This window comes from Agromyces capsici (genome assembly GCF_058349965.1).
Window position 1 is genome coordinate 1,390,127 of the sequence record NZ_JBYRET010000001.1, and the last position, 25,737, is coordinate 1,415,863.

Annotated in this window: 20 protein-coding genes; 14 read left to right on the forward strand and 6 right to left on the reverse strand. The window is 72.7% G+C overall.

The window, feature by feature from the left end; translation table 11 throughout:
* Positions 1–11: 11 nt before the first annotated feature.
* A complete protein-coding gene (locus AC3RKB_RS06695; protein WP_491435271.1) occupies positions 12–1,451 on the forward strand; it encodes an APC family permease in 1,440 nt (479 codons plus the stop codon).
* A gap of 216 nt (positions 1,452–1,667) precedes the next feature.
* Positions 1,668–2,507, forward strand: a complete 840-nt coding sequence (locus tag AC3RKB_RS06700; protein WP_491435272.1) for an LLM class F420-dependent oxidoreductase — start codon at positions 1,668–1,670, stop codon at positions 2,505–2,507.
* Positions 2,508–2,524: 17 nt separating this feature from the next.
* Here the strand turns inward: AC3RKB_RS06700 and AC3RKB_RS06705 are convergent, their stop codons facing one another.
* Together AC3RKB_RS06705 and AC3RKB_RS06710 are read right to left on the reverse strand one after the other, a co-directional pair.
* Positions 2,525–3,352 carry a hypothetical protein gene (locus tag AC3RKB_RS06705; RefSeq protein WP_491435274.1) on the reverse strand — a complete coding sequence of 276 codons (828 nt, stop codon included), beginning with the start codon at positions 3,350–3,352 and terminating at the stop codon, positions 2,525–2,527.
* 127 nt (positions 3,353–3,479) lie between these two features.
* Positions 3,480–4,142: a hypothetical protein gene (locus AC3RKB_RS06710; protein ID WP_491435275.1), complete on the reverse strand. Its 663-nt coding sequence runs from the start codon at positions 4,140–4,142 to the stop codon at positions 3,480–3,482.
* 497 nt (positions 4,143–4,639) lie between these two features.
* Here AC3RKB_RS06710 and ddaH point away from each other — a divergent pair, with 497 nt between their 5' ends.
* Positions 4,640–5,518 carry a dimethylargininase gene (gene ddaH / locus AC3RKB_RS06715; RefSeq protein WP_491435276.1) on the forward strand — a complete coding sequence of 293 codons (879 nt, stop codon included), beginning with the start codon at positions 4,640–4,642 and terminating at the stop codon, positions 5,516–5,518.
* An 85-nt stretch (positions 5,519–5,603) separates the two neighbouring features.
* Here the strand turns inward: ddaH and AC3RKB_RS06720 are convergent, their stop codons facing one another.
* Positions 5,604–6,434: an alpha/beta fold hydrolase gene (locus AC3RKB_RS06720; protein WP_491435277.1), complete on the reverse strand. Its 831-nt coding sequence runs from the start codon at positions 6,432–6,434 to the stop codon at positions 5,604–5,606.
* Between the two features lie 197 nt (positions 6,435–6,631).
* Between AC3RKB_RS06720 and AC3RKB_RS06725 the strand changes: the two genes are divergently transcribed.
* Positions 6,632–7,420 (forward strand): polyprenol monophosphomannose synthase, encoded by a 789-nt coding sequence (locus AC3RKB_RS06725; protein ID WP_491435279.1) that lies wholly within the window; start codon positions 6,632–6,634, stop codon positions 7,418–7,420.
* Here AC3RKB_RS06725 and AC3RKB_RS06730 read toward each other — a convergent pair.
* Together AC3RKB_RS06730 and AC3RKB_RS06735 are read right to left on the reverse strand one after the other, a co-directional pair.
* Positions 7,372–8,622, reverse strand: coding sequence for an ROK family protein (locus tag AC3RKB_RS06730; protein ID WP_491435281.1), 1,251 nt, complete (start codon positions 8,620–8,622; stop codon positions 7,372–7,374). The genes AC3RKB_RS06725 and AC3RKB_RS06730 overlap by 49 nt on opposite strands.
* A gap of 67 nt (positions 8,623–8,689) precedes the next feature.
* Entirely contained in the window at positions 8,690–9,346 is a 657-nt protein-coding gene (locus AC3RKB_RS06735; RefSeq protein ID WP_491435282.1) for a TetR/AcrR family transcriptional regulator, read from the reverse strand.
* Between the two features lie 218 nt (positions 9,347–9,564).
* Here AC3RKB_RS06735 and AC3RKB_RS06740 point away from each other — a divergent pair, with 218 nt between their 5' ends.
* From AC3RKB_RS06740 to AC3RKB_RS06785, 10 genes are all read left to right on the forward strand, one after another.
* Positions 9,565–11,097 carry an ABC transporter substrate-binding protein gene (locus AC3RKB_RS06740; protein ID WP_491435284.1) on the forward strand — a complete coding sequence of 511 codons (1,533 nt, stop codon included), beginning with the start codon at positions 9,565–9,567 and terminating at the stop codon, positions 11,095–11,097.
* A 104-nt stretch (positions 11,098–11,201) separates the two neighbouring features.
* A complete protein-coding gene (locus tag AC3RKB_RS06745) occupies positions 11,202–12,143 on the forward strand; it encodes an ABC transporter permease (protein ID WP_491435285.1) in 942 nt (313 codons plus the stop codon).
* Complete coding sequence (locus tag AC3RKB_RS06750; RefSeq protein ID WP_491435286.1) at positions 12,140–14,014, forward strand: dipeptide/oligopeptide/nickel ABC transporter permease/ATP-binding protein; 1,875 nt, start codon at positions 12,140–12,142, stop codon at positions 14,012–14,014. Before AC3RKB_RS06745 ends, AC3RKB_RS06750 begins: the two co-directional genes overlap by 4 nt.
* Positions 14,011–14,844 (forward strand): ATP-binding cassette domain-containing protein, encoded by an 834-nt coding sequence (locus tag AC3RKB_RS06755; RefSeq protein WP_491435287.1) that lies wholly within the window; start codon positions 14,011–14,013, stop codon positions 14,842–14,844. The genes AC3RKB_RS06750 and AC3RKB_RS06755 overlap by 4 nt, the downstream gene beginning before the upstream one ends.
* Before the next feature lie 49 nt (positions 14,845–14,893).
* A complete protein-coding gene (locus tag AC3RKB_RS06760; protein WP_491435289.1) occupies positions 14,894–17,353 on the forward strand; it encodes a glycoside hydrolase family 3 protein in 2,460 nt (819 codons plus the stop codon).
* Positions 17,353–18,858: a glycoside hydrolase family 43 protein gene (locus AC3RKB_RS06765; RefSeq protein ID WP_491435291.1), complete on the forward strand. Its 1,506-nt coding sequence runs from the start codon at positions 17,353–17,355 to the stop codon at positions 18,856–18,858. The genes AC3RKB_RS06760 and AC3RKB_RS06765 overlap by 1 nt, the downstream gene beginning before the upstream one ends.
* Positions 18,855–21,758, forward strand: coding sequence for an alpha-L-rhamnosidase (locus AC3RKB_RS06770; protein WP_491435292.1), 2,904 nt, complete (start codon positions 18,855–18,857; stop codon positions 21,756–21,758). Before AC3RKB_RS06765 ends, AC3RKB_RS06770 begins: the two co-directional genes overlap by 4 nt.
* Before the next feature lie 12 nt (positions 21,759–21,770).
* A complete protein-coding gene (locus tag AC3RKB_RS06775) occupies positions 21,771–23,531 on the forward strand; it encodes a DUF5605 domain-containing protein (RefSeq protein WP_491435293.1) in 1,761 nt (586 codons plus the stop codon).
* A 119-nt stretch (positions 23,532–23,650) separates the two neighbouring features.
* Entirely contained in the window at positions 23,651–24,385 is a 735-nt protein-coding gene (locus tag AC3RKB_RS06780) for a hypothetical protein (protein WP_491435294.1), read from the forward strand.
* 37 nt (positions 24,386–24,422) lie between these two features.
* The gene (locus AC3RKB_RS06785) at positions 24,423–24,881 is read left to right on the forward strand and encodes an MSMEG_6728 family protein (protein WP_491435295.1); all 459 of its coding nucleotides are present in this window, start codon (positions 24,423–24,425) and stop codon (positions 24,879–24,881) included.
* 49 nt (positions 24,882–24,930) lie between these two features.
* Here the strand turns inward: AC3RKB_RS06785 and AC3RKB_RS06790 are convergent, their stop codons facing one another.
* Positions 24,931–25,716, reverse strand: a complete 786-nt coding sequence (locus tag AC3RKB_RS06790) for an SDR family NAD(P)-dependent oxidoreductase (RefSeq protein WP_491435296.1) — start codon at positions 25,714–25,716, stop codon at positions 24,931–24,933.
* Positions 25,717–25,737 lie beyond the last annotated feature (21 nt).

A 25,737-nucleotide genomic window follows, 5' to 3' on the forward strand; every position in this document is an offset into this window, starting at 1 on the left:
GGACCCACCCGATGTCCCAGACCTCCGTCGCCGGCGAGCCCGGCCCCGCGGCATCCGGCACCGAGCACGCCCACCTGCGGCGCGTGCTCGGCGTGCCCTCGCTCGTGCTGTTCGGGCTCGTCTACATGGTGCCGCTCACGGTCTTCACGACCTACGGCATCGTCACCGAGCTGACGGGCGGGCGCGTTCCGCTCGCCTACGCGATCACGCTGGTCGCGATGTTCTTCACGGCGCGGTCGTACGCCCGGATGGCGGTGGCCTACCCCTACGCGGGATCCGCCTACGTGTACGCGCAGCGCACCTTCGGACCCGGCGTCGGATTCCTCGCCGGCTGGTCGCTCATGCTCGACTACCTGTTCCTGCCGATGATCAACTACCTCGTCATCGGCATCTACCTGAACGCCGCGTTCCCGGCCGTGCCGCAGTGGGTGTTCATCGTCGCGTCGATCCTGGTCGTGACCGCGCTGAACATCATCGGCATCGTGTCGGTCGCACGCGCGAACTTCGTGATCATCGCCGTGCAGGCGCTGTTCATCGTGACCTTCGTCGCGCTCAGCCTCTCCGCGATCGGCGGCACCGGACAGGTCGACCTGCTCGCGCCGTTCACGGGCGACGGCTCGGTCGAGGGGCCGGGCGTGCTGTTCGCGGGCGCCGCCGTGCTGTGCCTGTCGTTCCTCGGATTCGACGCGGTCTCGACGCTCTCCGAGGAGGCGAAGGACCCGACCCGCTCGGTGCCGCGCGCCATCATGTGGACCACCGTCGCCGCGGGCGTGATCTTCATCCTGCTGTCGTGGGTGTCGCAGGTCGTCTACCCGTCGAACGCGTTCGCATCGGTCGACTCGGCGGCGCTCGACGTCATGGGCGCGGCCGGCGGCGAGTTCCTCGCCGTGTTCTTCACCGCGGCGTACATCGCGGGCGCGACCGGATCGGCGCTCACGTCGCAGGCATCGGTCGCGCGCATCCTCTACGCGATGGGTCGCGACCGCGTGCTGCCGCGCGCCGTCTTCGGGCGGCTCTCCGAGCGGTTCCGCACGCCCGTGATCGCGATCCTCGTGGTGTCGGCGATCTCGCTGCTCGCGGTCGTGATCGACCTCGGACTGCTCGTCGAGATGATCAGCTTCGGCGCCCTCATCGCGTTCTCGGTCGTGAACCTCACCGTGATCAAGCACTACTTCGTCGACCGGCGAGAGCGGTCGGGCGGGGCCGTGGTGAACAACCTGGTGCTGCCGCTCGTGGGCTTCGCGCTCACGCTGTGGCTCTGGACGAGCCTCTCGCCGCGCACGTTCGTCGTCGGGCTGATCTGGCTCGGGCTCGGCGTGGTGCTGCTCGCGGTCGTGACGCGCGGGTTCCGTCGCCCGGTGCCGATGCTCGACCTCCGCGAGGAGGCGGGCGCCGACGAGCCGGCGCCGTCCGTCGGGGCGACGCGGGCAAGCGAGCGCGCGCAGGGGTAGCCGCGCTCGGCGCGCCGCCCGTCGTGCCTCGCGCGGCGGGCGGCACTGCATCGACCTCACCGCGACCCGACTCACGCGAATCCGCCCTTGCAGGGGCGGATTCGCGTGAGTCGGCAGCGGAAGAGGAAGAGGGGAGCGGGGGACCGCACCGTCCGTTCGCGGTGGGCGCAACGCAACCCCTCGGAAACCGCTCGCCAGTGTGCCTAGGGTCGAAGCATGACCCGGAACGCGACGAACACGAATGCGCCCGCACGCCTCGGCGTGCAGCTGCAGCCCCAGCACGCGAGCTACGCGCAGATCCGCGACGCGGTGCTCCGCATGGAGGACCTCGGCGTCGACGTGGTCTTCAACTGGGACCACTTCTTCCCGCTCTCGGGCGACCGCGACGGCCTGCACTTCGAGGCGTGGACCATGCTCGGCGCGTGGGCCGAGCAGACCGCGCGCGTCGAGTTCGGCACGCTCGTGAACTGCAACTCGTACCGCAACGCCGACCTTCAGGCCGACATGGCCCGCACGCTCGACCACATCAGTGCGAAGGGCGGCGATCGCGGCCGGTTCATCTTCGGCACTGGCTCGGGCTGGTTCGAGCGCGACTACGACGAGTACGGCTACGAGTTCGGCACGGTCGGCTCGCGCCTCGACGACCTCGCCGAGGCGCTGCCGCGCGTGAAGGCGCGCTGGGCGCAGCTCAATCCGGGGCCGACGCGCGACATCCCGATCATGATCGGCGGCCAGGGCGAGCAGAAGACCCTGCGACTCGTCGCCGAGCACGCCGACATCTGGCACTCGTTCGTGCGGCCCGACGCGATCGCGCACAAGCTCGACGTGCTCGCCCGCTGGGGCGAGAAGGTCGGGCGGGATGTCTCCGAGATCACGATCTCGAACGAGCTCTCGCGCGGCCGCATCGACGACGACCACGCCGACGCCCTGTACGACGCCGGCGTGCGCCTGTTCACGCTCGGCCTCTCGGGGCCCGCCTACGACGACACGGCCGTCAGGCACTGGCTCGCATGGCGCGACCGCAAGAACGACGGACGGCGCGCCGACGCCGCCTGACGCGGCAGCCGTCCGCCTCATCGCCCGGCGTTGAGCCCAAGCGTGAGCGTGCCCCCGCTGTTGAGGATCGCCACGGCGAATCCCGCGACCGGATGCGCGACCTGGATCCGGAGACCGCCGGCCGGCAGTCGCCCGCCGCTCGTGCACCGGTACTCCACCCATCCGTCGGGCGCCACGACCAGGATGAGGCAGACATCGTTCCCGTCGACGGTGCGGGCGATGTAGGCGGCAGGGCCGTCGGTCCGGGTCGCGACCAGTCGCAGGGACGCCGGATCCATCTCTGAGACGGCCAAGCCCAGCTCACCGTCGGCGGCAGTGGGCGGCAGCCGGTCGAAAAGGTGCACGAGGCCGCTGTCGTCGAGCGGCGTGCCGGGCTCGCCCGAGCCGAATGCGGGTCCGGTCGGGGCGACGTCGGCCGGAGCGACATCAGGCCCCGCCGAGCTCGTGCGGCCGACGACGGTGCCGGCCGCGGCGCCGACCAGCAGGCCCGCGATGCCGAAGGCCGCTGCCCAGCGCCGCACTCGGGAGCGGGTTCCGTCGGGGCTGGCAGATCGGGCGTCGGCGGGAACGGGCGCCGGTTCGTCGACGACCGCGCCGCCGGCGACGACGTCGCTCGCGACCTCGACGCGTGCGGCTGGATCGCCCGCGACCGCATCGCCCGCGACCGCATCGCGCGCAGGCCCATCATCCGCGCCCACCTGGGGACGCGAGCCGCCCCGGGCCGCGGAGGCGGCGAGCGCGGCGAGCGCGGCGAGTTCGGCGGCGGCACGCGCCCGGACGGAATCCGGCGTGTCCGCGCCGTAGGCCCTGCGCTGCAGTTCCGCGATGTGCTCGTCGTCCAACACCGGTGACCCCCGGAGGTGGCCGGCACGATGCGACCGGCCCCCATCTCAGGATCCTCCTCGGCGATGCGGCGGGCAACAGCAGCGGGCGTGATCGGGGATATCGGGCGTGATCGGTCAGGTGTCGTCATCACTCGGCCGGGACCGCCGGCGCGAGTGACACGTGGCCGGTGACCTCCCACGTCGCGCTGTAGACACCGGCGCCTCGCACCTCCGTGGACGCCATGAGCCCGCTGAGGGGGAATCGTCCGTCAGTGGTGCACGCGGTCGCGGGCGGGCCGAGCGGCACGATCAGGACGAGGCACCCGTCCTCCCCGTCGGTCGTTCGCACCGCGATCACCCGGACGCCGTCCCAGCGCGAGGCGAGCACGCGCCGGCTCTCGAGGTCGAGGTCGAGGTCGGCGTCGGGCACGGGGAACCGGGCGGGGTGGCCGTTCAGCGGCGGGAGCTGGAAGACACTCCATGCCTCCGTCCGGGCCGCGGGGACCGTGCGAGCTGTCTCGGACAGCTCCGCGACGGAGTCGAGCGACACGCCGATCCCGACGCCCACGACCAGCGCGAACGCGCTCGCCGCGATCAGCGACGTTCGAGACGGTGCGGCGGATGCGTCCGCTCCGGCGGACGTCGGCGTCGTCGCGCTCGCCCCGTCGATCCCGGCCGGCGGGTCGGTCCCGAGACGGTTCCGGATCGCCGCGAGCTCGTTCTCGGCGACGGCGCGCTCGGCATCGGACACGTGGGCGCCGTAGGCCGCACGCTGCAACCGCGCGACCCGTTCGTCGTCGAGCTGCGACATCGTGGGTACCGCCGTCCGCTCGGCACAGGGCCGATCACTCCAGCATCCACCGCGTCGGGCCGGGTGCGCAACGCCGGCGGCGCGAGGCGTCAGCCGGTCGTGGACGCGATGACGCCGTCCGCCCCCGAGGCCAGCCAGACGACGAGTCCGATAGGGAGCGGGGACGCGCTCAGGCTGCCCGACGCGTCGTCGACAGGCAACCTGCGGCCGCGCACGATCCGAGGGCGTCGTCGCGCCGTCGGAGCGCCGGAAGCGTGCGGATGTGCCATCCGCGACCCTCGATTCATTGCGAATCGGGCCAGAATGCGCAGGATTCGTGTGCACGATGCCGAGAAGGCGCGCGACTTCGCGGGCACACTGGAAGCGGCGTCTCGACGTCGGCGCGATCCGTCGCCGTCGCCGGGGCTCGAGAGAGCGACCTGGTCCGCCGACACCACACCAGCCGGCTCGGCGGCGCGCCGCCGCGCTCGGCTCACGAGTACCTCCTGAGGAGTGAGATGTCGACTGTGACCGAGACCCAGAACGAGACCCGCGACGAGGCTCGCACGGCCCCCGCGGCCCGACGCACGCCGTCGAAGAAGACGGTGCTGATGTGCCGTCCCGAGCACTTCACGGTGGTGTACCAGATCAACCCGTGGATGGATCCGGCCAAGCCCACGAATACCGAGCTCGCCGTCGCGCAGTGGCAGGTGCTGCACGACACGTACGTCGGCCTCGGCTTCGACGTGCACCTGATCGACCCCGTCGAAGGCCTGCCCGACATGGTCTACGCGGCCAACGGCGGCACCGTGATCGACGGGATCGCGTACGGCGCGCGGTTCACGCACGCGCAGCGCGCGGCCGAGGGTCCCGCCTACATGGACTGGTTCCGCGAGGCCGGCTTCGACGTGCGCGAGCCCGCCGAGGTCAACGAGGGCGAGGGCGACTTCCTGCTCGTCGGCGACGTGATCCTGGCGGGCACCGGGTTCCGCAGCGACTCGTCGAGCCACGACGAGCTCGCGCGCATCACGGGCCGCGAGGTGGTCACGCTGAACCTCGTCGACCCGAGCTTCTACCACCTCGACACGGCGATCGCGGTGCTCGACTCGCGTGCCGGCCAAGAGCACATCGCCTACCTGCCGAGCGCGTTCGACGAGCCCTCGCGCGCGATCCTCGAGGAGCGGTACCCCGACGCGATCCTCGTCTCCGAGGAGGACGCCGCGGTCCTCGGCCTCAACTCGTACAGCGACGGGCTCAACGTCGTGATCGCGGCCCGTGCCGTCGGCTTCGAACAGCAGCTGCGCGAGGCGGGCTACCAGCCGATCGGCGTCGACCTCTCCGAGCTGCTGCTCGGCGGCGGCGGTGTCAAGTGCTGCACGCTGGAGCTGCGCCGCTGAAACGGCCGGGGCGCGGTCGCGAGGTCGCGCCCCGCCCCCACCCGTGCGACGAGCGGGCCGGGCGGGCCCGACCTGCTCGGCTCGCTCAGCTCGCGACGAACGTCAGCAGCGCCGCGTTGACCTCGTCGGCGTGCGTCCACAGCAGCCCGTGGGGCGCGCCCTCGATCTCGACGTAGTCCGCCTCGGGAAGGAGCTTCCGGAACCGCCTGGCCGTCACGTCGATCGGCAGGATGCGGTCGGCCGTGCCGTGCAGGATCAGCGCCGGCACGTCGATCCGCTCGATGTCGTCGCGGAAATCGGTCAGCCAGGCGTCGACGCACGCCGACACGGCGAACCAGGACGCCTGCGCCGCGGTCGCCCAGTTGCCGCGCACGGCGGCTTCGGAGATGCGCGAGCCGAGGTTCTCGTCGAGGTTGTAGAAGTTCTCGAAGTAGGCGTCGAACCACGCGAAGCGATCGCCCTCGGCCTGCGCCTTGAGCCCGTCGAAGTCGGGCGCGGCACCGCCGGGGTTGTCCTCGGTCTGCCGCAGGTACGGCTGCTGCGAGCCGAGGAACGCGGCCTTCGCCACGCGGCTGCTGCCGTGCGTGCCGAGGTACCGGGTGATGTCGCCCGTTCCCATCGAGAAGCCCACGAGCGAGACCTCCCGCAGGTCGAGCGTCTCGAGGAGCGCGTGGAGGTCGGCGGCGAAGGTGTCGCAGTCGTACCCGATGGTCGGCTTGCCCGACCGTCCGAACCCGCGCCGGTCGTAGACGATCACGCGGTAGCCGGCGGCGAGCAGCGCGCGCTGCTGCTTCTCCCAGGACTGTCCGTCGAGCGGATACCCGTGGCTCAGGACCACCGGACGTCCCTCGCCGTGATCCTCGTAGTAGAGCTCGATGGGTGCCGAGTTCTCGGTCCCGATCGTGATGGTCGGCATCTGGTTCCCCCTGGTCTCGCGCGGTCGCCTCGAGTGGTCTCGTCGTGGCGTGCGCCGCCAGTCCAGCATCCCGTCGGGCGGCCCGACAAGGCCCCCGGTCGGATGCCTCGATTCCGGGCCGTTGCGCAGGGTGTGGGTGTATCGGGCTCGCGCCGGTACGATTCCACCAGTGCCAAGCCCGAGGTGAGGAGCAGCGGATGAGCGGGCCGCTGGTGGTCGTTCCCACCTACAACGAGCGGGAGAACCTGGCCGACATCGTCGGGCGCGTGCGCGATGCGCTGCCCGGGGCCTCGGTGCTCGTGGTCGACGACAACTCGCCCGACGGCACCGGCGAGATCGCCGACGGGCTCGCCCGGGTCGATGCGGCGGTGCAGGTGCTGCATCGCCGCGGCAAGGAGGGGCTGGGTGCGGCGTACCTCGCGGCCTTCGACTGGGCGCTCGAGCGCGGCTACGACCCCGTGGTGCAGCTCGACGCCGACGGCTCGCACCTGCCCGAGCAGCTTCCCGCGATGCTCGAGGGCCTCGACGCGACGGATGCCGCGGGGCGGACCGCTGACGTGGTGATCGGGTCGCGCTGGGTGCCGGGCGGGTCCGTGGTGAACTGGCCGCGCCGGCGCATGTGGCTCTCGAAGGCGGGCAGCACGTACTCGCGCTGGATGCTCGCGCTGCCGGTGCGGGATGCGACCGCCGGGTACCGCGTGTTCCGCGCCGACGCGCTCCGCGCGCTGCACCTCGAGCAGGTGCACACGGGCGGGTACGGCTTCCAGGTCGACATGCTGTGGCATGCGGTGGAGTACGGTCTGACCGTCGTCGAGGTGCCCGTCACGTTCGTCGAGCGCGAGCGCGGGCGATCGAAGATGAGCTTCGCGATCGTCCTCGAGGCCATCGTGCGAGTGACCGGATGGGGCCTCGCCCGGCGGTTCGGCCGCCGCCCGCGTCAGGAGGACATCGACACGAGCGCCGAGCGCAGGCGCTCGCGCGCCTGACGCGCGGCGCCGAGGCCGGCGTCGGCACCCGCGGCGGCGGGTGCGATCCGCGGGATCGACGCGAGCGCGCCGCCGCCGAGGTCGGGACGGTTGTCGCGGAAGGCTGCCTCGACGTCGGCGGCGAGGGGGGCCCACCACCCGCCGACGGTGATCACGTCGGGGTCGATCGAGGGCACGACCACCTGGAGGGTGCGTCCGATCCAGCGTGCCGCGTCGAGCCAGGCCCAGCGCGCACGGTCCTCGGCCTCGGCGATGCGCGCCGACAGCTCCTCGAGCGCGGCGCGTCGGCCGTACTGCCGCTCGAACTCCGCGAGTTCCGCCCGCTCGAGCACGACCCCCGGCGCGGCGACGGTCGTCAGGCAGCCGCGCTGGCCGCACGCGCAGCGGACCCCGTCGGGCACGACGGGCAGGTGCCCGAAGGTGCCGGCGAGTCCGTGCGCGCCCTGGTACGACGCCCCGGCGATCGCGATGCCCGCGGCGACCTGCGTGTCGCCCGTGATGTGCAGCAGCACCGACGCGGGCTGGATCGAGGCCTCGGCCACGGCGTCCGCGCTCGGCCCCGGGACCAGTGCCGGCGCGAGGTCGAGCCCCGACTCGACTCCGCCGAGCCGCTCGGATCTGGCGCGCAGCGCCCCGATCACGTCGATCGGCTCGAGTGCGAGCGCGTCGTCGAGCACGGCGAGCTCGGGTGAGCCGGCGACCGCGCCCTGCACGACGACGGTCACCGACGCGATGCGTCGGTCGTCGCGCGCCGCCTGGGCGATCGCGCGGTCGACGACGAGCGCGAGCGCGTCGAGCGCGGCCGCCGGGCCGGGACGCGGGTCGTCGTCGACCAGGGCGACGGGCTCCTCGTAGCGCGCGACCTCCCTGCCGCCGAGCTCGGCGAGGGTCGCGACGGCGTCGTCGCCCGCCACGCCGGCGAGGAGCAGGAGCCGGTCGGCCACGGCGAGGGCGAGTCGTCCGCCGCGACCGTCGCCCGCGCCATCCGCATCGACGACGACGCCGCGCTCGACGAGCCGGTGCAGCAGCGCGGATGCCGCGGTGCGCCCGAGTCCCGCGGCGGCGGCGAGCTCGGACCGGCTCGCGCTGCCGTGCGCGAGCAGGTGGTCGACGACGGCCGCGACCTGCGCGGGGTGTGCGGAGCCGGGCACCGCGGTCGGATTCGGGGCGGGAGGGTCGGCGTGCGCGCCGGGCAGGGTCATGGCGCAAGCATGCTGGCGACGGATGGCGCGCAGAAAGCACCCCGTTCGGGGGACGAGTACCCGGCGCTCAGCCGTCGGAGGGCGGTGCCGGCTCGTCGGGGAAGTCGACGATGCCGTGGAGGTAGATCGAGAGCTCCTCGGCCATGTCGACGCTGTCGCGGTCGAGCAGCCACTGCACCTGCAGGCCGTCCATGAGGGCGATCGTGGCGCGCGCGGCGTTCGCGGGGGTGACGCCGGGGCGGAGCGTGCCTCGGTCGGCGCAGCGCTGGAAGGCGGCGCTCATGTTCGTGAACGTGAACGCGTAGCGGCCCACGAAGTAGTCGTGCGCAGGGTGGTCGGGCGAGGTCGCCTCGGCGGAGAGCGTGCAGTAGAGGTCGACCACGCCGGGAACCGACGCGTTGTATCGGGCGAGTGTGACGAGCCCTCGCAACGCCTCGTAGGGGTCGTCGCCCTGGAGCGGCACCATCGAGAGCGAGTGCTGGTCGCGCAGGTCGAGCACCGCGGCGAGCAGCGCGCTCTTGTTGCGGAAGTGGTGGAGTACGCCGGCCTCGGTCATCCCGACGCGCTCGGCGACCTCGCGAAGCGAGCCGGCCCGATAACCGCCCCGCGCGAACACGTCGAGCGCGGCCTCGAGGATCGCCGCTCTCGTCGCATCCGACTTGGCGTACGAACCGCGCGGCTTGCCGTTGCCCCGACCGCGCCTGGCGGTCGTCGTCTCGCTCACTCCAGTGCCTCCTGCATCGTTGCCGTCGAGCCTACTTCGGCGGATGATCCGCTCCGTTTCCGGGCCCGACCACCCCATGGTGACATGCCCCGAAATGAAAACCTAGCGATCACTAGAAATTCTTTTGCAAAAACCTAGTGGACGCTCGGAATTGGTGCTACGGTCTCTCATCACGAGGCGATCCGCAGTGGTATCGCCCCCGGAAAAGAGGACCGAAGATGCTCCGTTGGAGGAAGGCCGCAGCAGCCGTCGCCATCGCCGCCACCGCCGCGCTCACGTTCGCCGGCTGCGCTGCCGGCGACGAGGCGGGTTCCGGTGAGGGTGGCGGCACCCTGACCCTCGGCGCGATCGCCGCGCCCACCACGTTCGACCCGGCCGGCTCGGAGTGGGGCAACCGCGCCCCCTTCTACCAGGCCGTCTACGACACGCTCCTGCTCGCGACCGCCGAGGGCGAGATCGAGCCGTTCCTGGCCGAGTCGTGGGAGTACGACGAGACCAACACCGTGCTCACGCTCACGATCCGCGACGACGTCGAGTTCACCGACGGCTCGAAGCTCACGGCCGACGTCGTCAAGCAGAACCTCGAGCGGTTCCAGACCGGCACCTCGCCCGACGCGGGCTACTTCGCCGGCATCACCTCGATCGAGGCGCCCGACGAGACGACCGTGGTCATCACGCTCGCCGCGCCCGACCCCGCGATGCTGAACTACCTCACGCGCGACCCCGGCCTCATCGCCAGCGCCGAGACCTTCGCCGACGCCGAGTCGCTCGCGACCGACCCGATCGGCTCGGGCCCGTACATCCTCGACACCGCGGCGACGGTCACGGGCACGAGCTACGTGTACACCGCCAACCCGGACTACTGGAACCCCGACCTCCAGCACTACGACGCGCTCACGATCAACGTGCTGCAGGACCCGACCGCGGCGCTCAACGCGATCAAGGCCGGCGAGGCGAACGGCGTGCGACTGGCCAACAACGACAACCTCGCCGAGGTCGAGGCCGCCGGCTGGACGCTCAACTCGAACGAGCTCGACTTCCAGGGCCTGCTCCTGCTCGACCGCGCCGGCACCATCGCGCCCGAGCTCGCCGACGTGCGCGTGCGCCAGGCCATCAACCACGCGTTCGACCGCGAGGCGCTGCTCACGGCGCTGCAGAACGGCAACGGCACGGTCACCGGCCAGGTGTTCCCCGAGACGAGCGATGCGTACGACCCCGAGCTCGACGACCGCTACCCCTACGACCCCGAGAAGGCCAAGGAACTGCTCGCCGAGGCGGGCTACGCCGACGGCTTCACCCTGTCGATGCCGAGCACGACCGTGATCAGCCCCGCCACGTTCACGCTCATCGAGCAGCAGCTCGCCGACATCGGCATCTCCGTCGAGTACACCGACCCGGGCAACAACTTCATCGCCGACCTGCTCGCGCCGAAGTTCCCGGCGTCGTGGATGGCGCTCGAGCAGAACCCGGACTGGCAGCTCATCCAGTTCATGATCGCGCCGAACGCCATCTTCAACCCGTTCAAGTACGAGGACCCGACGGTGAACGAGCTCATCGCCGAGATCCAGAACGGCGACGAGGCGACGCAGGCCGAGAAGGCCGGCGAGCTCAACGAGTACATCGTCGAGCAGGCCTGGTTCGCGCCGTGGTACCGCGTGATGGGCGTCATGGCCACCGACGCGAACACCACCGTCGAGATGCTCCCGACGAACGCCTACCCGGCCATCTACGACTTCCAGCCCAAGGGCTGAGTCGACCACCCGGTCCGTCCCGGATCACCGGGGCGGGCCGGGTCCCACCGGCCGCGCGGTCTCGCGCGGCCGCCGGATCCCGCCAGACTCCCACGGAGACCGTCATGCTCCCATTCGTGCTGCGCCGCCTCGCTTCCGGCGTCGTGCTCGTGTTCGTGATCTCGCTGCTCGCGTACACGCTCCTCTACCTCGGCGGCGGTGACATCGCCCGCCGCATCCTCGGCCAGAACGCCACGCAGGAGACCGTCGACCAGAAGGCGGCCGACCTCGGCCTCGACCAGCCGCTGCTCACGCAGTTCTGGGACTGGCTGACCTCCGCCCTCACAGGCGACCTCGGCCGCTCGTGGTTCAACGGCCAGCTCGTGGCGACCGGCGTCACCAACCGCCTCGCGGTCACGCTCTCGATCGTGATCGGCGCGACGCTGATCGCCGCGATCGTCTCGGTGGTCCTCGGCATCCTCGCCGCACGCAAGGGCGGCTGGATCGACAGCACCATCCAGTTCTTCTCCGTCGTCGGCTTCGCGATCCCGAGCTTCCTGATCGCGCTGGTGCTCGTCATCGTCTTCGCGATCAACCTCGGCTGGTTCAAGGCGACCGGCTACGTCCAGTTCACCGAGTCCCCGAGCGGATGGCTCGCCTCGGTCACGCTGCCGATCATCGCGCTGTCGATCGGGGCCATCGCGACCGTCGCGCAGCAGATCCGCGGTTCGGTGCTCGACGCGCAGGGTCGCGACTACGTCCGCACGCTCCGCTCGCGCGGGCTCAGCACCAACCGCGTCGTATACAAGCACGTGCTCCGCAACGCCGGCGGCCCCGCACTCGCGGTCCTCGCCGTGCAGTTCATCGGCCTGCTCGGCGGCGCCATCATCATCGAGCAGATCTTCGCCCTGCCGGGCATCGGCCAGCTGACCGTGTCGGCCACGGTGGCCGGCGACATCCCCATCGTGATGGGCGTCGTGATCGCGACCGCGATCATTGTCGTCGTCGTGAACCTGCTCATCGACATCGCCCAGGCGGCGCTCAACCCGAAGGTGAGACTGTCATGACCACCGCCGTGGAACTGCCCACCGACGTCCCGACGCCGCACGTCCGCGCCTCGCTCATGCGGCGCGTCGTCCGCCGGCCGCTGGGCGCGATCTCGCTCGCGTTCCTCGCACTCGTCGTGCTCATCGCGATCATCGGCCCGTTCATCGCGCCGTACGACCCGAACCTGGCCTCGCTGCAGCTCGTGCTGGCGCCGCCGAGCCCCGAGCACCCGCTCGGCGCCGACAGCGCCGGACGCGACGTGCTCTCGCGGCTGCTCGCGGCCACGCAGGTCAGCGTCGCCGCCGCGCTCGTCGCGGTCGTCACCTCGCTCCTCATCGGCGTGAGCGGCGGCCTGATCGCCGGCTACTACAAGGGCTGGTTCGACTCGGTCTCCGGATGGCTCACCGCCCTCGTCATGGCCCTGCCCGGCATGGTCGTGCTGCTCGCCGCGCGCGCCGTGGTCGGCCCGTCGGTGTGGATCGCGATGCTCATCTTCGGCGTGATCCTCTCGCCGGCGTACTACCGGCTCACCTACGCCGCCGTGAACGGCGTGCGGTCCGAGCTGTACGTCGACGCCGCGCGCGTCTCGGGCCTCGGCGACGTGCGCATCATCGCCCGCCACATCCTCTCGGTCGTGCGCGCGCCGATCATCATCCAGTCGGCCATCATCGCGGGCATCGCGATCGCCATCCAGTCGGGGCTGGAGTTCCTCGGCCTCGGCGACACGTCGGTGCCCACCTGGGGTGGCATGCTCAACGACGGCTTCGCGAACATCTACCGGGCGCCGTTGCTCATGCTGTGGCCCTCGCTCGCGATCGCCCTCACCTGCATCGCGCTGACGCTGCTCGCCAACGCGATGCGCGACGCGCTCGAGCGCACCGCCGTGGTGCGCCGTCGCCGTCGCCGCGCGGTCGCGACGGCCACCGGCTCGGTCGCCGCCGTCACGACCTCGATCGGCGCGGTCACGGAGTCCGTGCCCGTGCTGGCCGGCGAGCCGACGATCCGCCACGAGGACGACGAGCGGGCCGCCGCGCGCGCCGGCGACACGGTCCTGCGGGTGAGCGACCTCCGGGTCGGCTACGACCAGGAGAAGGGCGACCCGCTCGAGGTCGTGCACGGCGTCTCGCTCGACATCCGTCGCGGCGAGGTGCACGGCCTGATCGGCGAGTCCGGCTCGGGCAAGACCCAGACCGCGTTCGCGGTGCTCGGCCTGCTGCCGCGCGGCGGGCACATCACGGGCGGCACGGTCGACTACGAGGGCACCCGCCTCGACACGCTCGGCGAGAAGGAGTACACCGCGATCCGCGGCCGCCGCATCGGCTACATCCCGCAGGAGCCGATGTCGAACCTCGACCCGTCCTTCACGATCGGCAGCCAGCTCGTCGAGCCGCTCCGCGTCACGCTCGGCCTCTCGAAGAAGGAGGCGACCGAGAAGTCGCTCGCCCTGCTCGAGCGGGTCGGCATCCCGAACCCGAAGCGCACCTTCGACGCCTACCCGTTCGAGGTCAGCGGCGGGATGGCGCAGCGCGTGCTCATCGCCGGCGCCGTGTCGACCGAGCCCGACCTGATCATCGCCGACGAGCCCACCACGGCCCTCGACGTGACGGTGCAGGCCGAGGTGCTCGACCTGCTCCGCGACCTGCAGCAGGAGCGCAACCTCGCGCTCATGCTCGTGACCCACAACTTCGGCGTGGTGGCCGACCTGTGCGACCGCGTCTCGGTCATGCGGCAGGGCCTCATCGTCGAGACCGGCCCGGTGCGCGCCATCCTGGGCCACCCGGAGCACCCGTACACGCGGTCGCTGCTCTCCGCGATCCTCGACGAGGGTCCCGCCCGTCCGCCGCTCGGCACGTCGACCGAGGGCCTGCTCACGAAGGGAGGCGCGCGATGACCGCGCCGCTGCTCGAGGTCCAGGACCTCGTCGTCGAATACCCGGGCAAGGGGTTCCGCGCCCAGCCGTTCCGAGCCCTGAAGGGCGTCTCGCTCGACATCCTCCCGGGCGAGACCGTGGGCCTGGTCGGCGAGTCCGGGTCGGGCAAGACCACGCTCGGCCGTGCGGTGCTCGGGCTCGCGCCCGTCACCGACGGCACGATCCGCTTCGACGGCCGTGACATCTCGCACCTGAACCGGCGCGAGCGCCGCGAGCTCGCGAGCGACGTCCAGGTCGTGTTCCAGGACCCGTACTCGTCGCTGAACCCGTCGATGACGATCGAGCAGATCCTCATCGAGCCGCTCACGATCCGCGGCGTCCGATCCGGCGAGGCGAAGCAGCGCGTGGGCGCGCTGCTCGAGCAGGTCGGCCTGCCCGCCGACGCCCGCTCGCGCCTGCCCCGTGAGTTCTCGGGCGGTCAGCGGCAGCGCGTCGCGATCGCCCGCGCCCTCGCGCTCGACCCGAGGCTCATCGTGTGCGACGAGCCCGTCTCGGCGCTCGACCTGTCGACCCAGGCGCGCGTGCTCGACCTGTTCATCGAGATCCAGGAGCGCACCGGCGTCGCCTACCTGTTCGTCTCGCACGACCTCGCCGTCGTGCGGCACATCAGCCACCGCGTCGCGGTCATGTACCACGGCGAGATCGTCGAGTACGGCGACGGCGACCAGGTGACCGCGCGCCCCGAGCACCCTTACACGCAGCGCCTCTTCATGGCGGCGCCCGTGCCCGACCCCGACCACCAGGAGGAGCGCCGCGCCGCGCGCCGGCGCCTCCTCGAGACCGCCGCCTGACGGCCGCCTCACGGCCGCCCGACCCGCTCGCATCACGAAGGAACTCCGCATGACCCACGCCACCGACCACCTGCGTCCCCTGCTCGAGCGACTGAGCCTCGAGGACAAGGTCGCGCTCGTGCGCGGCGCCGACTTCTGGACCACCGTGCCGCTGCCGCACATCGGCCTGCGCGCGATGACCCTCTCGGACGGCCCGGCCGGCGTGCGCGGTCCGGTGTGGGACGAACGCGACCCGTCGCTCAACCTGCCGTCGGGCACGGCGCTCGCCGCGTCGTGGGATGCGGGGCTCGCCCGCCGCTATGGCGCCGCCTCGGCGTTCGAGGCGCGTCGCAAGGGCGTCGACGTGGTGCTCGGACCGACGATCAACCTCCACCGATCGCCGCTCGGGGGCCGCCACTTCGAGTGCTTCAGCGAGGACCCGTGGCTCTCGGGCGAGCTCGGCGCCGCGTACGTCGAGGGCCTGCAGGCGAACGGCGTCGCCGCGACGCCCAAGCACTACGTCGCGAACGACTCGGAGACCGACCGGTACACGGTCGACGTGCACGTCGACGAGCGCGCGCTGCGCGAGCTCTACCTGCTGCCGTTCGAGCGCACGGTCGAGGCCGGCGCGTGGGCGATCATGAGCGCGTACAACTCGGTCGACGGCGTGACGATGACCGAGAACGACCTGCTCGAGACGCCGCTGAACTCCGAGTGGGGCTTCGACGGCGCCGTGATCTCCGACTGGACCGCGGTGCGCAGCCTCGAGTCCGTCCCGGCCGCGCAGGACCTCGCGATGCCCGGGCCCGCGCCCGCGTGGGAGGACCTCGCCGGGGCGATCCGCGACGGCCGCGTCGACGAGGCCGACCTCGACCGGAAGGTGCTCCGCCTGCTGCTGCTCGGCGAGCGGGTCGGCGCGCTCGAGGGCACGACGACCGTCACGCCGGCGCCGCTCGACGGGCACGCGTTCGCGCGCGAGGCCGAGATCGAGGGCGCCGTGCTCGTCAAGAACGAGGGCGAGCTGCCGTGGCATTCGTCGACCCTCTCGAAGGTGGCCGTGATCGGGCACAACGCGCGCGACGCGCGCACCCAGGGCGGCGGCAGCGCGACCGTCCTGCCCGACGAGATCGTCACCCCGCTCGACGGCATCCGCCGCGCGCTCCCCGCCGCCGAGGTGGTCTACGAGGTCGGTGCGGTCGTGCAGGAGGGCGTCGCCGAGATCCCGCTCGCGCGCCTGACGAACCCGCGCACGGGCGAGCCCGGCCTGGTCGCGACGTTCCGCGGCGCCGACGGCGACGACCTGTTCAGCGAGGACCGTCGCTCGACCGCGCTCGTCTGGTTCGGCGGCGACGCGCCCATCGCGGCGGCCGACCTGCTCGAGCTCCACACCACGTTCACGCCCGACGAGACCGGCACGATCCGGCTCGGCTTCGCGACCGCGAAGCACGGCCGGGTGTGGGTCGACGGCGAGCCCGTGCTCGACGGCCGGGCCGTGATCACCGGCACCGACCTCGGCGCGGCGTTCCTGTCGCCGCCCTCGCTCACCGTGCCCGTGCCCGTCGAGGCCGGGGTGCCGGTCGACGTGCGCGCCGAGTTCGAGATCGGCAACGAGGGCGGTGCGCTCGCGAACGCCCTGAGCGTGACGTTCGGCGTCGCGCCCGACGACACCGACCCCGACGCGCTCATCGCGCGCGCCGTCGAGGCGGCCCGTGCGGCCGAGGTCGCCGTGGTCGTCGTCGGCACCAACTCGAAGGTCGAGTCGGAGGGCTACGACCGCAGCGACCTCGACCTGCCCGGCCGCCAGGACGAGCTCGTCCGCGCGGTCGCCGCCGCGAACCCGCGCACGGTGGTCATCGTCAACTCCGGATCGCCCGTGCTCATGCCGTGGCGCGACGACGTGCAGGCCATCCTGCTCGGCTGGTTCGGCGGCCAGGAGTTCGGCGACGCGATCGCCGACATCCTGCTCGGTGCGGCCGAGCCCGGCGGGCGCCTGCCCACCTCGTGGCCGGCGACGCTCGAGGCCGTCCCCGTGCTCGACGTGACCCCGGTCGACGGGCACCTGGTCTACGAGGAGGGCGTCCACGTGGGCTACCGCGCCTGGCTGCGCGCCGGCGTCGCGCCCGCGTACGCCTTCGGCCACGGGCTCGGCTACACGACCTGGTCGTTCGACGAGATCTCGGTGGATGCCGCGACCGGCGCGGACGCGGGCGACGCCGTCGTGCGGGTGACCGTGACCAACACGGGCGAGCGTGCCGGCAAGCAGGTCGTGCAGGTCTACGCCTCGCGCGACGACTCGGCCGTGGACCGTCCGGTGCGCTGGCTCGTCGGCTTCGGCGTCGTGCGCGCCGCGGCGGGCGAGACCGCGACCGTCGAGATCGCCGTCGACGCGCGCCGCTTCGCGCACTGGAACGGCGGCTGGGAGCTCGAGCCGGGGGCGTTCACGCTCCGCGCCGGGGCATCCGTCGACGACCTGCCGCTCGAGACGACCGTGTCGCCCGCCACGGCGCTCGCCGTGAAGGTGCCCGCCTGATGGCCCGCTCGTACCCGAACCCGCTGATCCCGGGCTTCAACCCCGACCCGAGCGTCGTGCGCGTCGGCGACGACTTCTACCTCGCGACGTCGACGTTCGAGTACCTGCCGGGCATCCCGATCTACCACTCGCGGGACTTCGTCACGTGGACGCAGGTCGGCAACGTCGCGACGCGTGTCGGCCAGCTCGACGTCGAGCGGGTGCCGACGGCGGGCGGCGCGTGGGCGCCGACCATCCGGCATCGCGACGGGGTGTTCCACCTCGTCATCACCGACGCGTTCGGCCGCGGCACGCTGCACTTCACGGCCACCGACCCGGCCGGTCCGTGGAGCGACGGCGTGGTGCTCGACGGCATCGACGGCATCGACCCCGACCTCGTGTGGGACGAGGACGGCACGGCGTACCTCACCTTCTCGGGCCTCGGCGTGAACCCCGCGCTGCCGACCTTCATGCACCACCGCGGCCTGCTCCAGGCGCGCGTCGACCTCGAGGCGGGCCGCGCGCTGGAGGAGGCGCGCAGCATCTGGTCGGGCGTCGGCGGACAGTTCCCCGAGGCGCCGCACCTGTACCGCATCGGCGAGTGGTGGTACCTCGTGATCGCCGAGGGCGGCACCGAGCGCGGCCACAGCGTGAGCGTCGCGCGCGCCACGAGCCCCGAGGGCCCGTTCGAGACCGCGCCCGGCAACCCGCTGCTCACGGCGCGCGGCACCGACCGGCCCATCCAGAACACCGGGCACGGCGACCTGGTCCTCGGCCCCGACGGCGAATGGCTGCTCGTGCTCCTCGGCGTGCGGCCGCGCAGCATGACGCGCGCGTTCTCGGCGCTCGGGCGCGAGACCTTCGTGTCGCGCGTGACCTGGGGCGATGACGGCTGGCCGGCGTTCGAGCCGGTGCAGCTCGACCCGCGCCCGGGCACGGTCGCGTTCGCCGACGACTTCGACGGCGACGAGCTCGGCCCCGAGTGGATCTCGGTGCGCCGCACGCCGGCGTCGATCGCCGACCTCGGCGCCCGGCCCGGCTCGGTCGTGCTCCGTGCCGACGGCTCGACGCTCGACGACGCCATCCCCGTCTTCCTCGGCCGGCGCCAGCAGCACCAGACCTCCCGCACGACCGCCACGATCGACGTGTCGGCCGGCGTCGGCGGGCTCGCCGTGCGCTACGACGAGCGCTTCCACTACTCGATCGCCGCGGGCGCCGGGCGGATCGTCGCGCGCGGCGCCGTCCCCGGCTTCGAGCGCACGGCCGAGCTCCCCTTCGACGGCGCGACGCTCGCACTCGAGCTGCGCAGCCGCCGCCCCGACGGCGGCCCGTTCGAGGCCCGCACGTCCGACCTCGTCGAGCTCGCCGCGATCGTCGACGGCGAGCGCACGGTGCTGCTCGAGCTCGACGGCCGCTACCTCTCGTCGGAGACCGCCGAGTCGTTCACGGGCCGGGTGATCGGGCTGTTCGCGCTCGAGGGCGAGGTCGCCGTCGACCGCATCGACTACGAGGGCGACGACTCGTGAGGCACCTGGTCGAGGCCGTCGGCGCCGGGTCGGTGGACGCCGATTCGGTGTCGGATGCCGCGGCCGACGTCGTCTCGTCCGAGCCGGGTTCCGCCCGCGTGGCCTCCCTGCGCGCCGAGCTCCGCGACGACGCCGAGTTCGTCGCGACCTCGACCCCGCGCCTCACCTGGACCGTCGAGTCGGCGCAGCCCGGATGGCACCAGGCCGCCGTGGAGCTGCGCGCCGGTGACGAGGAGGTTCGCCTCGAGACCGCCGAGTCCGTGCTCGTCGCCTGGCCGTTCGCCCCGCTCGCCCCACGCGAGCGCCGCGAGGTGCGCGTGCGCGTGACCGCCGAGTCAGGCGCCGCGACCGCGTGGAGCGAGCCCCTCGAGGTCGTCGGCGGCTTCCTCGCCGAGGGCGAGTGGGTGGCCGAGCCCATCGGTCTCGCCCAGCCCGACCGGCCCGCGCAGCCCGCGTTGGTCCGCACCGCGTTCACGGTCGACGGCCCGGTGCGCAGCGCCATCCTGTACTGGACCGCACTCGGCGTCGCCGAGCCCGAGCTCAACGGCGCCCGGGTCGACGACGACGTGCTCTCGCCGGGGTGGACGAGCTACCGCGACCGGCTCGTGCACGAGACCGTCGACGTCACCGAGCTGGTGCGCGAGGGCGCGAACGTGCTCGGGGCGACCATCGCCGGGGCGTGGTACACCGAGAAGTACGGCTTCTTCCAGTTCGCCGACCGCGTGTACGGCGACCAGCCGAGCCTCATCGCGCAGCTCGTGGTCGAGTACGCCGACGGGCGCACCGAGACCGTCGCGACCGGCGACGGCTGGGTCGCATCCGGCGACGGCACCATCGTCGACTCCGGCATCTACGCCGGCGAGCACGCCGACCTCGGGCGGGCGGCGACGGTCGACGGATGGTGCACGCCCGCGTTCGACGCGTCGGCGTGGGCGCCCGCCCGCGTCGCGGCATCCGCCCTGCCCGGATACGAGGCCGTGCCCGTCGCTGAGGCGCGCATCGCGCCGCCCGTGCGCCGCGTCGCCGAGCTTCCGGCGGTCGAGGTGCTCACCGCCCCGTCAGGCGCGACGATCCTCGACTTCGGGCAGAACCTCGTCGGGCGCCTCCGACTGCGGGTCGACGGGCCTGCCGGCACGCGGCTGACGCTGCGCCATGCCGAGGTCCTCGAGGACGGCGAGCTGTCGCTCCGCCCGCTGCGCAACGCGGTCGCGACCGACGAACTCGTGCTCGCGGGCGGCGGCCCGGTCGAATGGGAGCCGCGGTTCACCTTCCACGGCTTCCGCTACGCCTCGATCGAGGGCTGGCCCGGGGAGTTCGAGCCGGCCGACGTCACGGCGGTGGTGCTCGCGAGCGACCTCCCGGCCACCGGCTCGTTCGCGTCGTCGCACGAGCTGCTCGATCGCCTGCACGAGAACGTCGTGTGGGGCATGCGCGGCAACTTCCTGTCGATCCCGACCGACTGCCCGCAGCGTGACGAGCGCCTCGGCTGGACGGGCGACATCCAGGTGTTCGCGCCGACCGCCGCGTTCCTCGGCGACTGCGACGCGTTCCTCGTGTCGTGGCTGCGCGACCTCGCCCACGAGCAGCGCCGCGACGACGGCGTGGTGCCGCTCGTCGTGCCGGCCGCGCTGCCCTCGTTCGGCGGGGGCGGCCCCGTCGCCGCGTGGGGCGACGCCGCGACGATCGTGCCCTGGGTGCTGTACGAGCGCTTCGGCGACCTCGACGCCCTGCGCGACGCCTACCCGAGCATGCGCGACTGGGTCGACGCGGTGCTCCGCGCAACCGACGGCTCCGGCCTCTGGGCGGGAGCGATGCAGCTCGGCGACTGGCTCGACCCCGACGCGCCGCCCGACCAGCCCGGCAAGGCGAAGGTCGACGGCGACCTCGTGGCCTCCGCCCACCTCGCCCGCTCGCTGCGCCTCGTCGCCGACGCGGCCGAGCTGCTCGGGCACGAGGACGACCACGCGCACTTCGACGCGCTCGCCGAGCGCTCGCGTGCGGCGTTCGTCGCCGAGTACGTCACGCCCGCCGGCCGCATGATGAGCGACGCGCCCACCGCGTACGCGCTCGCGCTGCGGTTCGACCTGGTGACGGATGGCACGACCCGCGCCGCCCTCGCCGACCGCCTCGCGGTGCTCGTGCGCGAGCGCGGCTACCGCATCGCGACCGGCTTCGTCGGCACGCCGCTCGTCGCCGACGCGCTCGCCGACGCCGGACACCTCGACACCGCCGAGCGCCTGCTGCTCCAGACCGAGTGCCCCTCGTGGCTCTACCCGGTCACGATGGGCGCGACCACCGTCTGGGAGCGCTGGGACAGCCTGCTGCCCGACGGGTCGGTCAACCCCGGCGAGATGACCTCGTTCAACCACTACGCGCTCGGCGCGGTCGCCGACTGGCTGCACCGCACCGTCGCGGGCCTCGCGCCCGCCGCGCCCGGCTACCGCCGCATCCGCATCGCGCCGCGCCCCCTGCGCGCGCTCGAGCACGCCCGCGCGTCGCTCCGCACGCCGTACGGGCCCGCGTCGGTCGCGTGGCACCGCGAGGGTGCCGCCGTCGTGGTCGTCGCCGAGGTGCCGCCGAACGCCGAGGCGTCCGTCGACCTGCCCGGCATCGCCCCGCACGTCGTCGGCTCGGGTCGCCACGAGTGGCGGTTCGTGCAGCGGGCGGATGTCGCGTCGCGACGTCCGCTCGGCCTCGACTCGCCGACCGCCGCGATCATCGACGACCCCGAGGCGTACCGCGCGCTGCTCGACGCGCTCGCCGGGCACGACCCGGCGCGCGCGGAGTCAGTGCGCACCGATACCGTCTGGGCCGAGGGGCGCACGCTCCGCCAGGCTCTCATGTTCACTCCGCCGGACGTGCTCGACGACGTCGACCGCGCGCTCGGCGCCCTCAGCTAGGAGATCCACCTGATGTTCGACCGCTCCTCGACCTTCGGCCACGCGCTCGACGACTCCGCGGCCCGGGCCGTGCTCGAGACGTTCCTGCCCGGCATCGCCGCCTCGCCCATGGCCGCGCAGTTCCGCGACGCCCGACTGGGCCAGCTCGTCGCGATCTCGCCGACGCTGCGCGAGGACGCCGTCGCACAGGATGCGTTCTGGGCGAGGCTCGCCGAGATCCAGGACGGCGCGGGCGGCGGGCGCGATCACGCACCCGCGATCGAACCCGACCCGGCGTACGAGGGCGACGACGTGCCGCGCGGCTCGGCACGGCTCACGGTGCCGACCGCACCCGTGCCCCGCTGGGGCGTGGTCGAACTGCGGCTCGACGGGCCGTCGCACGGCAACCCGTTCGTCGACGTCGAGCTCGGCGCCGACGTGTCGAACGGCGAGCGGACGTTCCGGATCGGCGGGTTCTACGACGGCGACGGCGCGTACCTGATCCGCGTGCTCGCCGAGGCGGAGGGTGAGTGGCGGTTCGAGACCACCTCGACCGCGCGGTCGCTCGACGGCATCACGGGCACGTTCGAGGTCGGCCCCGCGGCATCCGGTGCCCACGGACCCGTGCGGGTCGACGGCGTGCACTTCGCGTTCGCGGACGGCACGCGGTACCGGCCCGTCGGCACGACCGCGTACGCATGGACGCACCAGCCGGTCGAGCTGCAGGAGCGCACGCTCGCCGCGCTCTCTGACTCGCCGTTCAACAAGATCCGGATGTGCCTCTTCCCGAAGTCGTACCTGTACAACACGAACGAGCCCGAGCGCTTCCCCTTCCCGGGCTCGCTCGCCGAGGGCTTCGACGTCGAGCGCTTCGACGTCGCGTTCTGGCGCGAGCTCGAGGGACGCATCGCCGACCTCGCACGGCTCGGCATCGAGGCCGACCTGATCCTGTCGCACGCGTACGACCGGTGGGGCTTCGCCGACCTGGGCGGCGCCGTCGACGACCGGGTCGTCCGGTACGCGGTGCGGCGGCTCGCGGCGCACGCGAACGTGTGGTGGGCGCTCGCCAACGAGTACGACCTCGTCTGGGGCCGCACCGGCGAGGACTGGGAGCGCATCGCGCGCCTCATCGTGCACGAGGACCCGCACGGGCACCTCCGGTCGATCCACAACTGCCACGCGTTCTACGACCAGGCCCGGCCGTGGATCACGCACGTGAGCGCGCAGCGCATCGACGTGTACCGCACGGCCGAGAACACCGACGTCTGGCGCGCGGAGTACGGCAAGCCGGTCGTCATCGACGAGGTCGGCTACGAGGGCGACATCGACCAGGGCTGGGGCAACCTGACGGGCGAGGAGCTCGTGCGGCGCGCCTGGGAGGGCGCGGTGCGCGGCGGTTACGTCGCCCACGGCGAGACGTACCTCAACGACCGCGAGGAACTGTGGTGGTCCAAGGGCGGGGAGCTCGTCGGCACCAGCCCCGCCCGGCTCGGCTTCCTCGACCGCATCGTCGGCGAGGCGCCCGGTGGTGTGCTCGATCCGCTGCCGTCGGACTGGGACGTGCCGTGGGGCGGCGTCGCCGGCTCGTACCTGATCGCCTACTTCGGGTTCAACCGGCCGAGCTTCCGCAACGTCGTGCTGCCCGAGGGGGAGTGGGAGCTCGACGTGATCGACACGTGGGAGATGACGGTGTCGCCCGTTCCCGGCGGCCCCCACACCGGCGCCGTGCGCGTCGAGCTGCCCGCGCGGCAGTACGTCGCGATCCGCGCGCGACGGATCTCGCCGGTCGGGTAGGCGCCGACCGCGGGTCCCGACACCCGGGGGCCTCTGGCGCTCGCCTGCGTGACATCCGGCAATCGCCTCTTGAATCCCGGCCGCGACGGGCGCACAGTGGGAGGAGCGATGGAGGTCTCATGCGCGACACGATCGTTCACCCCGATGGCATGCCGATCCTCTCGCCGGGCAAGCACCGCTCGCCACGGCGCGGGGCCTGTTTCATGGAGTTCGCCTCGTACCTCGCGGGCGAACGATGGAGCGACCATCCCGCCTGCACCCACGCCACCCTCGCGCACCTCGCCCGGATGGTCAACGACCGCACGGGCGACACCGCCCGGGCCCGGCTCACACCGCTCATCCCGTCGGTGATCGGCCTGACGAGCGACGACCCCCTGCTCGACGTGCTGCTCGCCGCGCGGGCCGCGAGCGCCGCCCTGCCCATCGCCGCCGAGGAGCGCCAGCGCTCGCAGGCCGTCGCGCTCCACGTCGCCGGCGAGATCCTCGCGCGCCACGAGGGTGCGCTCATCGAGGAGCTGCGCGAGGCGTCGGCGTCCGCCCTCCGCACCGCGCCCGCTGCCGACGAGTGGGCGGCGCGGTTCATCGAGGAGGTCGGTTCGGTGCGCCGTCCGAGCATGACCACCCGGCAGTGCCGGGACATCGTGACCGGGGCCGTCGACGGGATCGCGCGGGCCTGCGTCGCGGACGCCGACGAGCGACTCGTCGCGCTGCTCACGGCCGCCGTGTCGGACACCGCGCGCTTCGTGGGCGCGGCCGGGGTACCGACGGATGCGCCGGCCGTGGCGGATGCACCCGCCGTGCACCAGGGGGACCGCCGATCCGTAGGCGTCTCCCAGTCCGCGCGCCTATCGTGAGCTCACGCGGGCTCGCGCGGGAGGGGAGCGACAGCCGATGCAGACGTTCCTGCCCTTCCCCGACTTCGACCGAAGCGCCGGCGCGCTCGACACCGTGCGGCTGGGCAAGCAACGCGTCGAGACGCTCCAGGTGATGCGGGCGCTCACTGTTCCCGACTACGGATGGCGCCACCACCCGGTCACGCGCATGTGGCGCGGGTTCCGTCCGGCCCTCATGGCGTACCAGGACGCGGTCTGCGACGAGTGGGAGCGCCGAGGTCACGCCGACACGTGCCGCGCGAAGACCCTCGTCGAACTCGACGCCGACCGCCACGACGGGGCGGCGTTCCGAGCCCGCGACTTCGAGCTGCCGCCGTGGTTCGGCGACGAGGAGTTCCACCGTTCGCACCGGTCGAACCTGCTGCGGAAGGACCCCGAGTTCTACGCCGGCATCGCGGCCGACGTGCCATCCGACCTGCCGTACGTGTGGCCGCCGGGGCACGAGACGATCGTCTGACCTGGTTCGCCGAGGCTGGCCGACTGAGCGAGCCATCCGGTTCACCGGGTCAGCGGCGCTCCTCGGCGACCGAGTTGCCGCCGTCGACCGCGATCAGCTGACCGGTGACGTAGGACGCACCCGGACTCGCGAGCCACGCGATCGCCGAGGCGACCTCGTCGGGTCGGCCGCTTCGCGCCGCCGGGACCAGCAGGCCCTCCTCTGCTTCGCTCGACAGCTGGCTGGCCGTCGCGATCCACCCCGGTGCGACGGCGTTCGCCGTGATGCCCGACAGGGCTTCGTCGACCGCGAGCGCACGCACGTACCCGAGCATGCCCGCCTTCGCCGTCGCGTAGCCGACGTCGCCCTTGGAGGCCATGAGCGGGCCCGAGACGCTCGACACGCAGATCACCCGGCCCCAGCCGATCTCGCGCATGCCGGGCAGCATCGCGCGGGTGAGGAGGAACGCGGTCGTGAGGTTCATCGCGAGGCCCGCATTCCAGTCGGCCAGCGACATGGTGCCGTCGCCGTGCAGCATCTCGGGGTCGCCGGTCGCGATCATGCCGGCGTTGTTCACGACGATCGTGGGGCGGATGCCGTTCGCCGCGAGCTCAGCGGCCAGCACGTCGACCTGCTCCTCGAGGTCGAGCCGTGCGATCACCGCGGTCGCGCTGATGCCCGCGCGGCGCAGCTCCTCGGCGCGCTCATGCACGCGCTCGGTCGTCGCGGTGAGCACGATGCCTGCGCCGAGCTCGCCGAGCGCACGCGCGGCGGCGAATCCGATGCCGGCGGGGCTCCCCGCGCCGCTCACGATCGCGACGCGTCCATCCAGGTTCCACAGCGACGGGATGTCCATGGCGTCATCGTACGAACCCGC

Bases quoted from the DNA above. Each gene is read 5' to 3' on its own strand.
- AC3RKB_RS06790 (WP_491435296.1), bottom strand. From the start codon at position 25,716: ATGGACATCCCGTCGCTGTGGAACCTGGATGGACGCGTCGCGATCGTG.
- AC3RKB_RS06760 (WP_491435289.1), top strand. From the start codon at position 14,894: ATGACCCACGCCACCGACCACCTGCGTCCCCTGCTCGAGCGACTGAGC.
- ddaH (WP_491435276.1), top strand. From the start codon at position 4,640: ATGTCGACTGTGACCGAGACCCAGAACGAGACCCGCGACGAGGCTCGC.
- AC3RKB_RS06785 (WP_491435295.1), top strand. From the start codon at position 24,423: ATGCAGACGTTCCTGCCCTTCCCCGACTTCGACCGAAGCGCCGGCGCG.
- AC3RKB_RS06720 (WP_491435277.1), bottom strand. From the start codon at position 6,434: ATGCCGACCATCACGATCGGGACCGAGAACTCGGCACCCATCGAGCTC.
- AC3RKB_RS06730 (WP_491435281.1), bottom strand. From the start codon at position 8,622: ATGACCCTGCCCGGCGCGCACGCCGACCCTCCCGCCCCGAATCCGACC.
- AC3RKB_RS06780 (WP_491435294.1), top strand. From the start codon at position 23,651: ATGCGCGACACGATCGTTCACCCCGATGGCATGCCGATCCTCTCGCCG.
- AC3RKB_RS06695 (WP_491435271.1), top strand. From the start codon at position 12: ATGTCCCAGACCTCCGTCGCCGGCGAGCCCGGCCCCGCGGCATCCGGC.
- AC3RKB_RS06710 (WP_491435275.1), bottom strand. From the start codon at position 4,142: ATGTCGCAGCTCGACGACGAACGGGTCGCGCGGTTGCAGCGTGCGGCC.
- AC3RKB_RS06740 (WP_491435284.1), top strand. From the start codon at position 9,565: ATGCTCCGTTGGAGGAAGGCCGCAGCAGCCGTCGCCATCGCCGCCACC.
- AC3RKB_RS06750 (WP_491435286.1), top strand. From the start codon at position 12,140: ATGACCACCGCCGTGGAACTGCCCACCGACGTCCCGACGCCGCACGTC.
- AC3RKB_RS06725 (WP_491435279.1), top strand. From the start codon at position 6,632: ATGAGCGGGCCGCTGGTGGTCGTTCCCACCTACAACGAGCGGGAGAAC.
- AC3RKB_RS06765 (WP_491435291.1), top strand. From the start codon at position 17,353: ATGGCCCGCTCGTACCCGAACCCGCTGATCCCGGGCTTCAACCCCGAC.
- AC3RKB_RS06775 (WP_491435293.1), top strand. From the start codon at position 21,771: ATGTTCGACCGCTCCTCGACCTTCGGCCACGCGCTCGACGACTCCGCG.
- AC3RKB_RS06700 (WP_491435272.1), top strand. From the start codon at position 1,668: ATGACCCGGAACGCGACGAACACGAATGCGCCCGCACGCCTCGGCGTG.
- AC3RKB_RS06755 (WP_491435287.1), top strand. From the start codon at position 14,011: ATGACCGCGCCGCTGCTCGAGGTCCAGGACCTCGTCGTCGAATACCCG.
- AC3RKB_RS06745 (WP_491435285.1), top strand. From the start codon at position 11,202: ATGCTCCCATTCGTGCTGCGCCGCCTCGCTTCCGGCGTCGTGCTCGTG.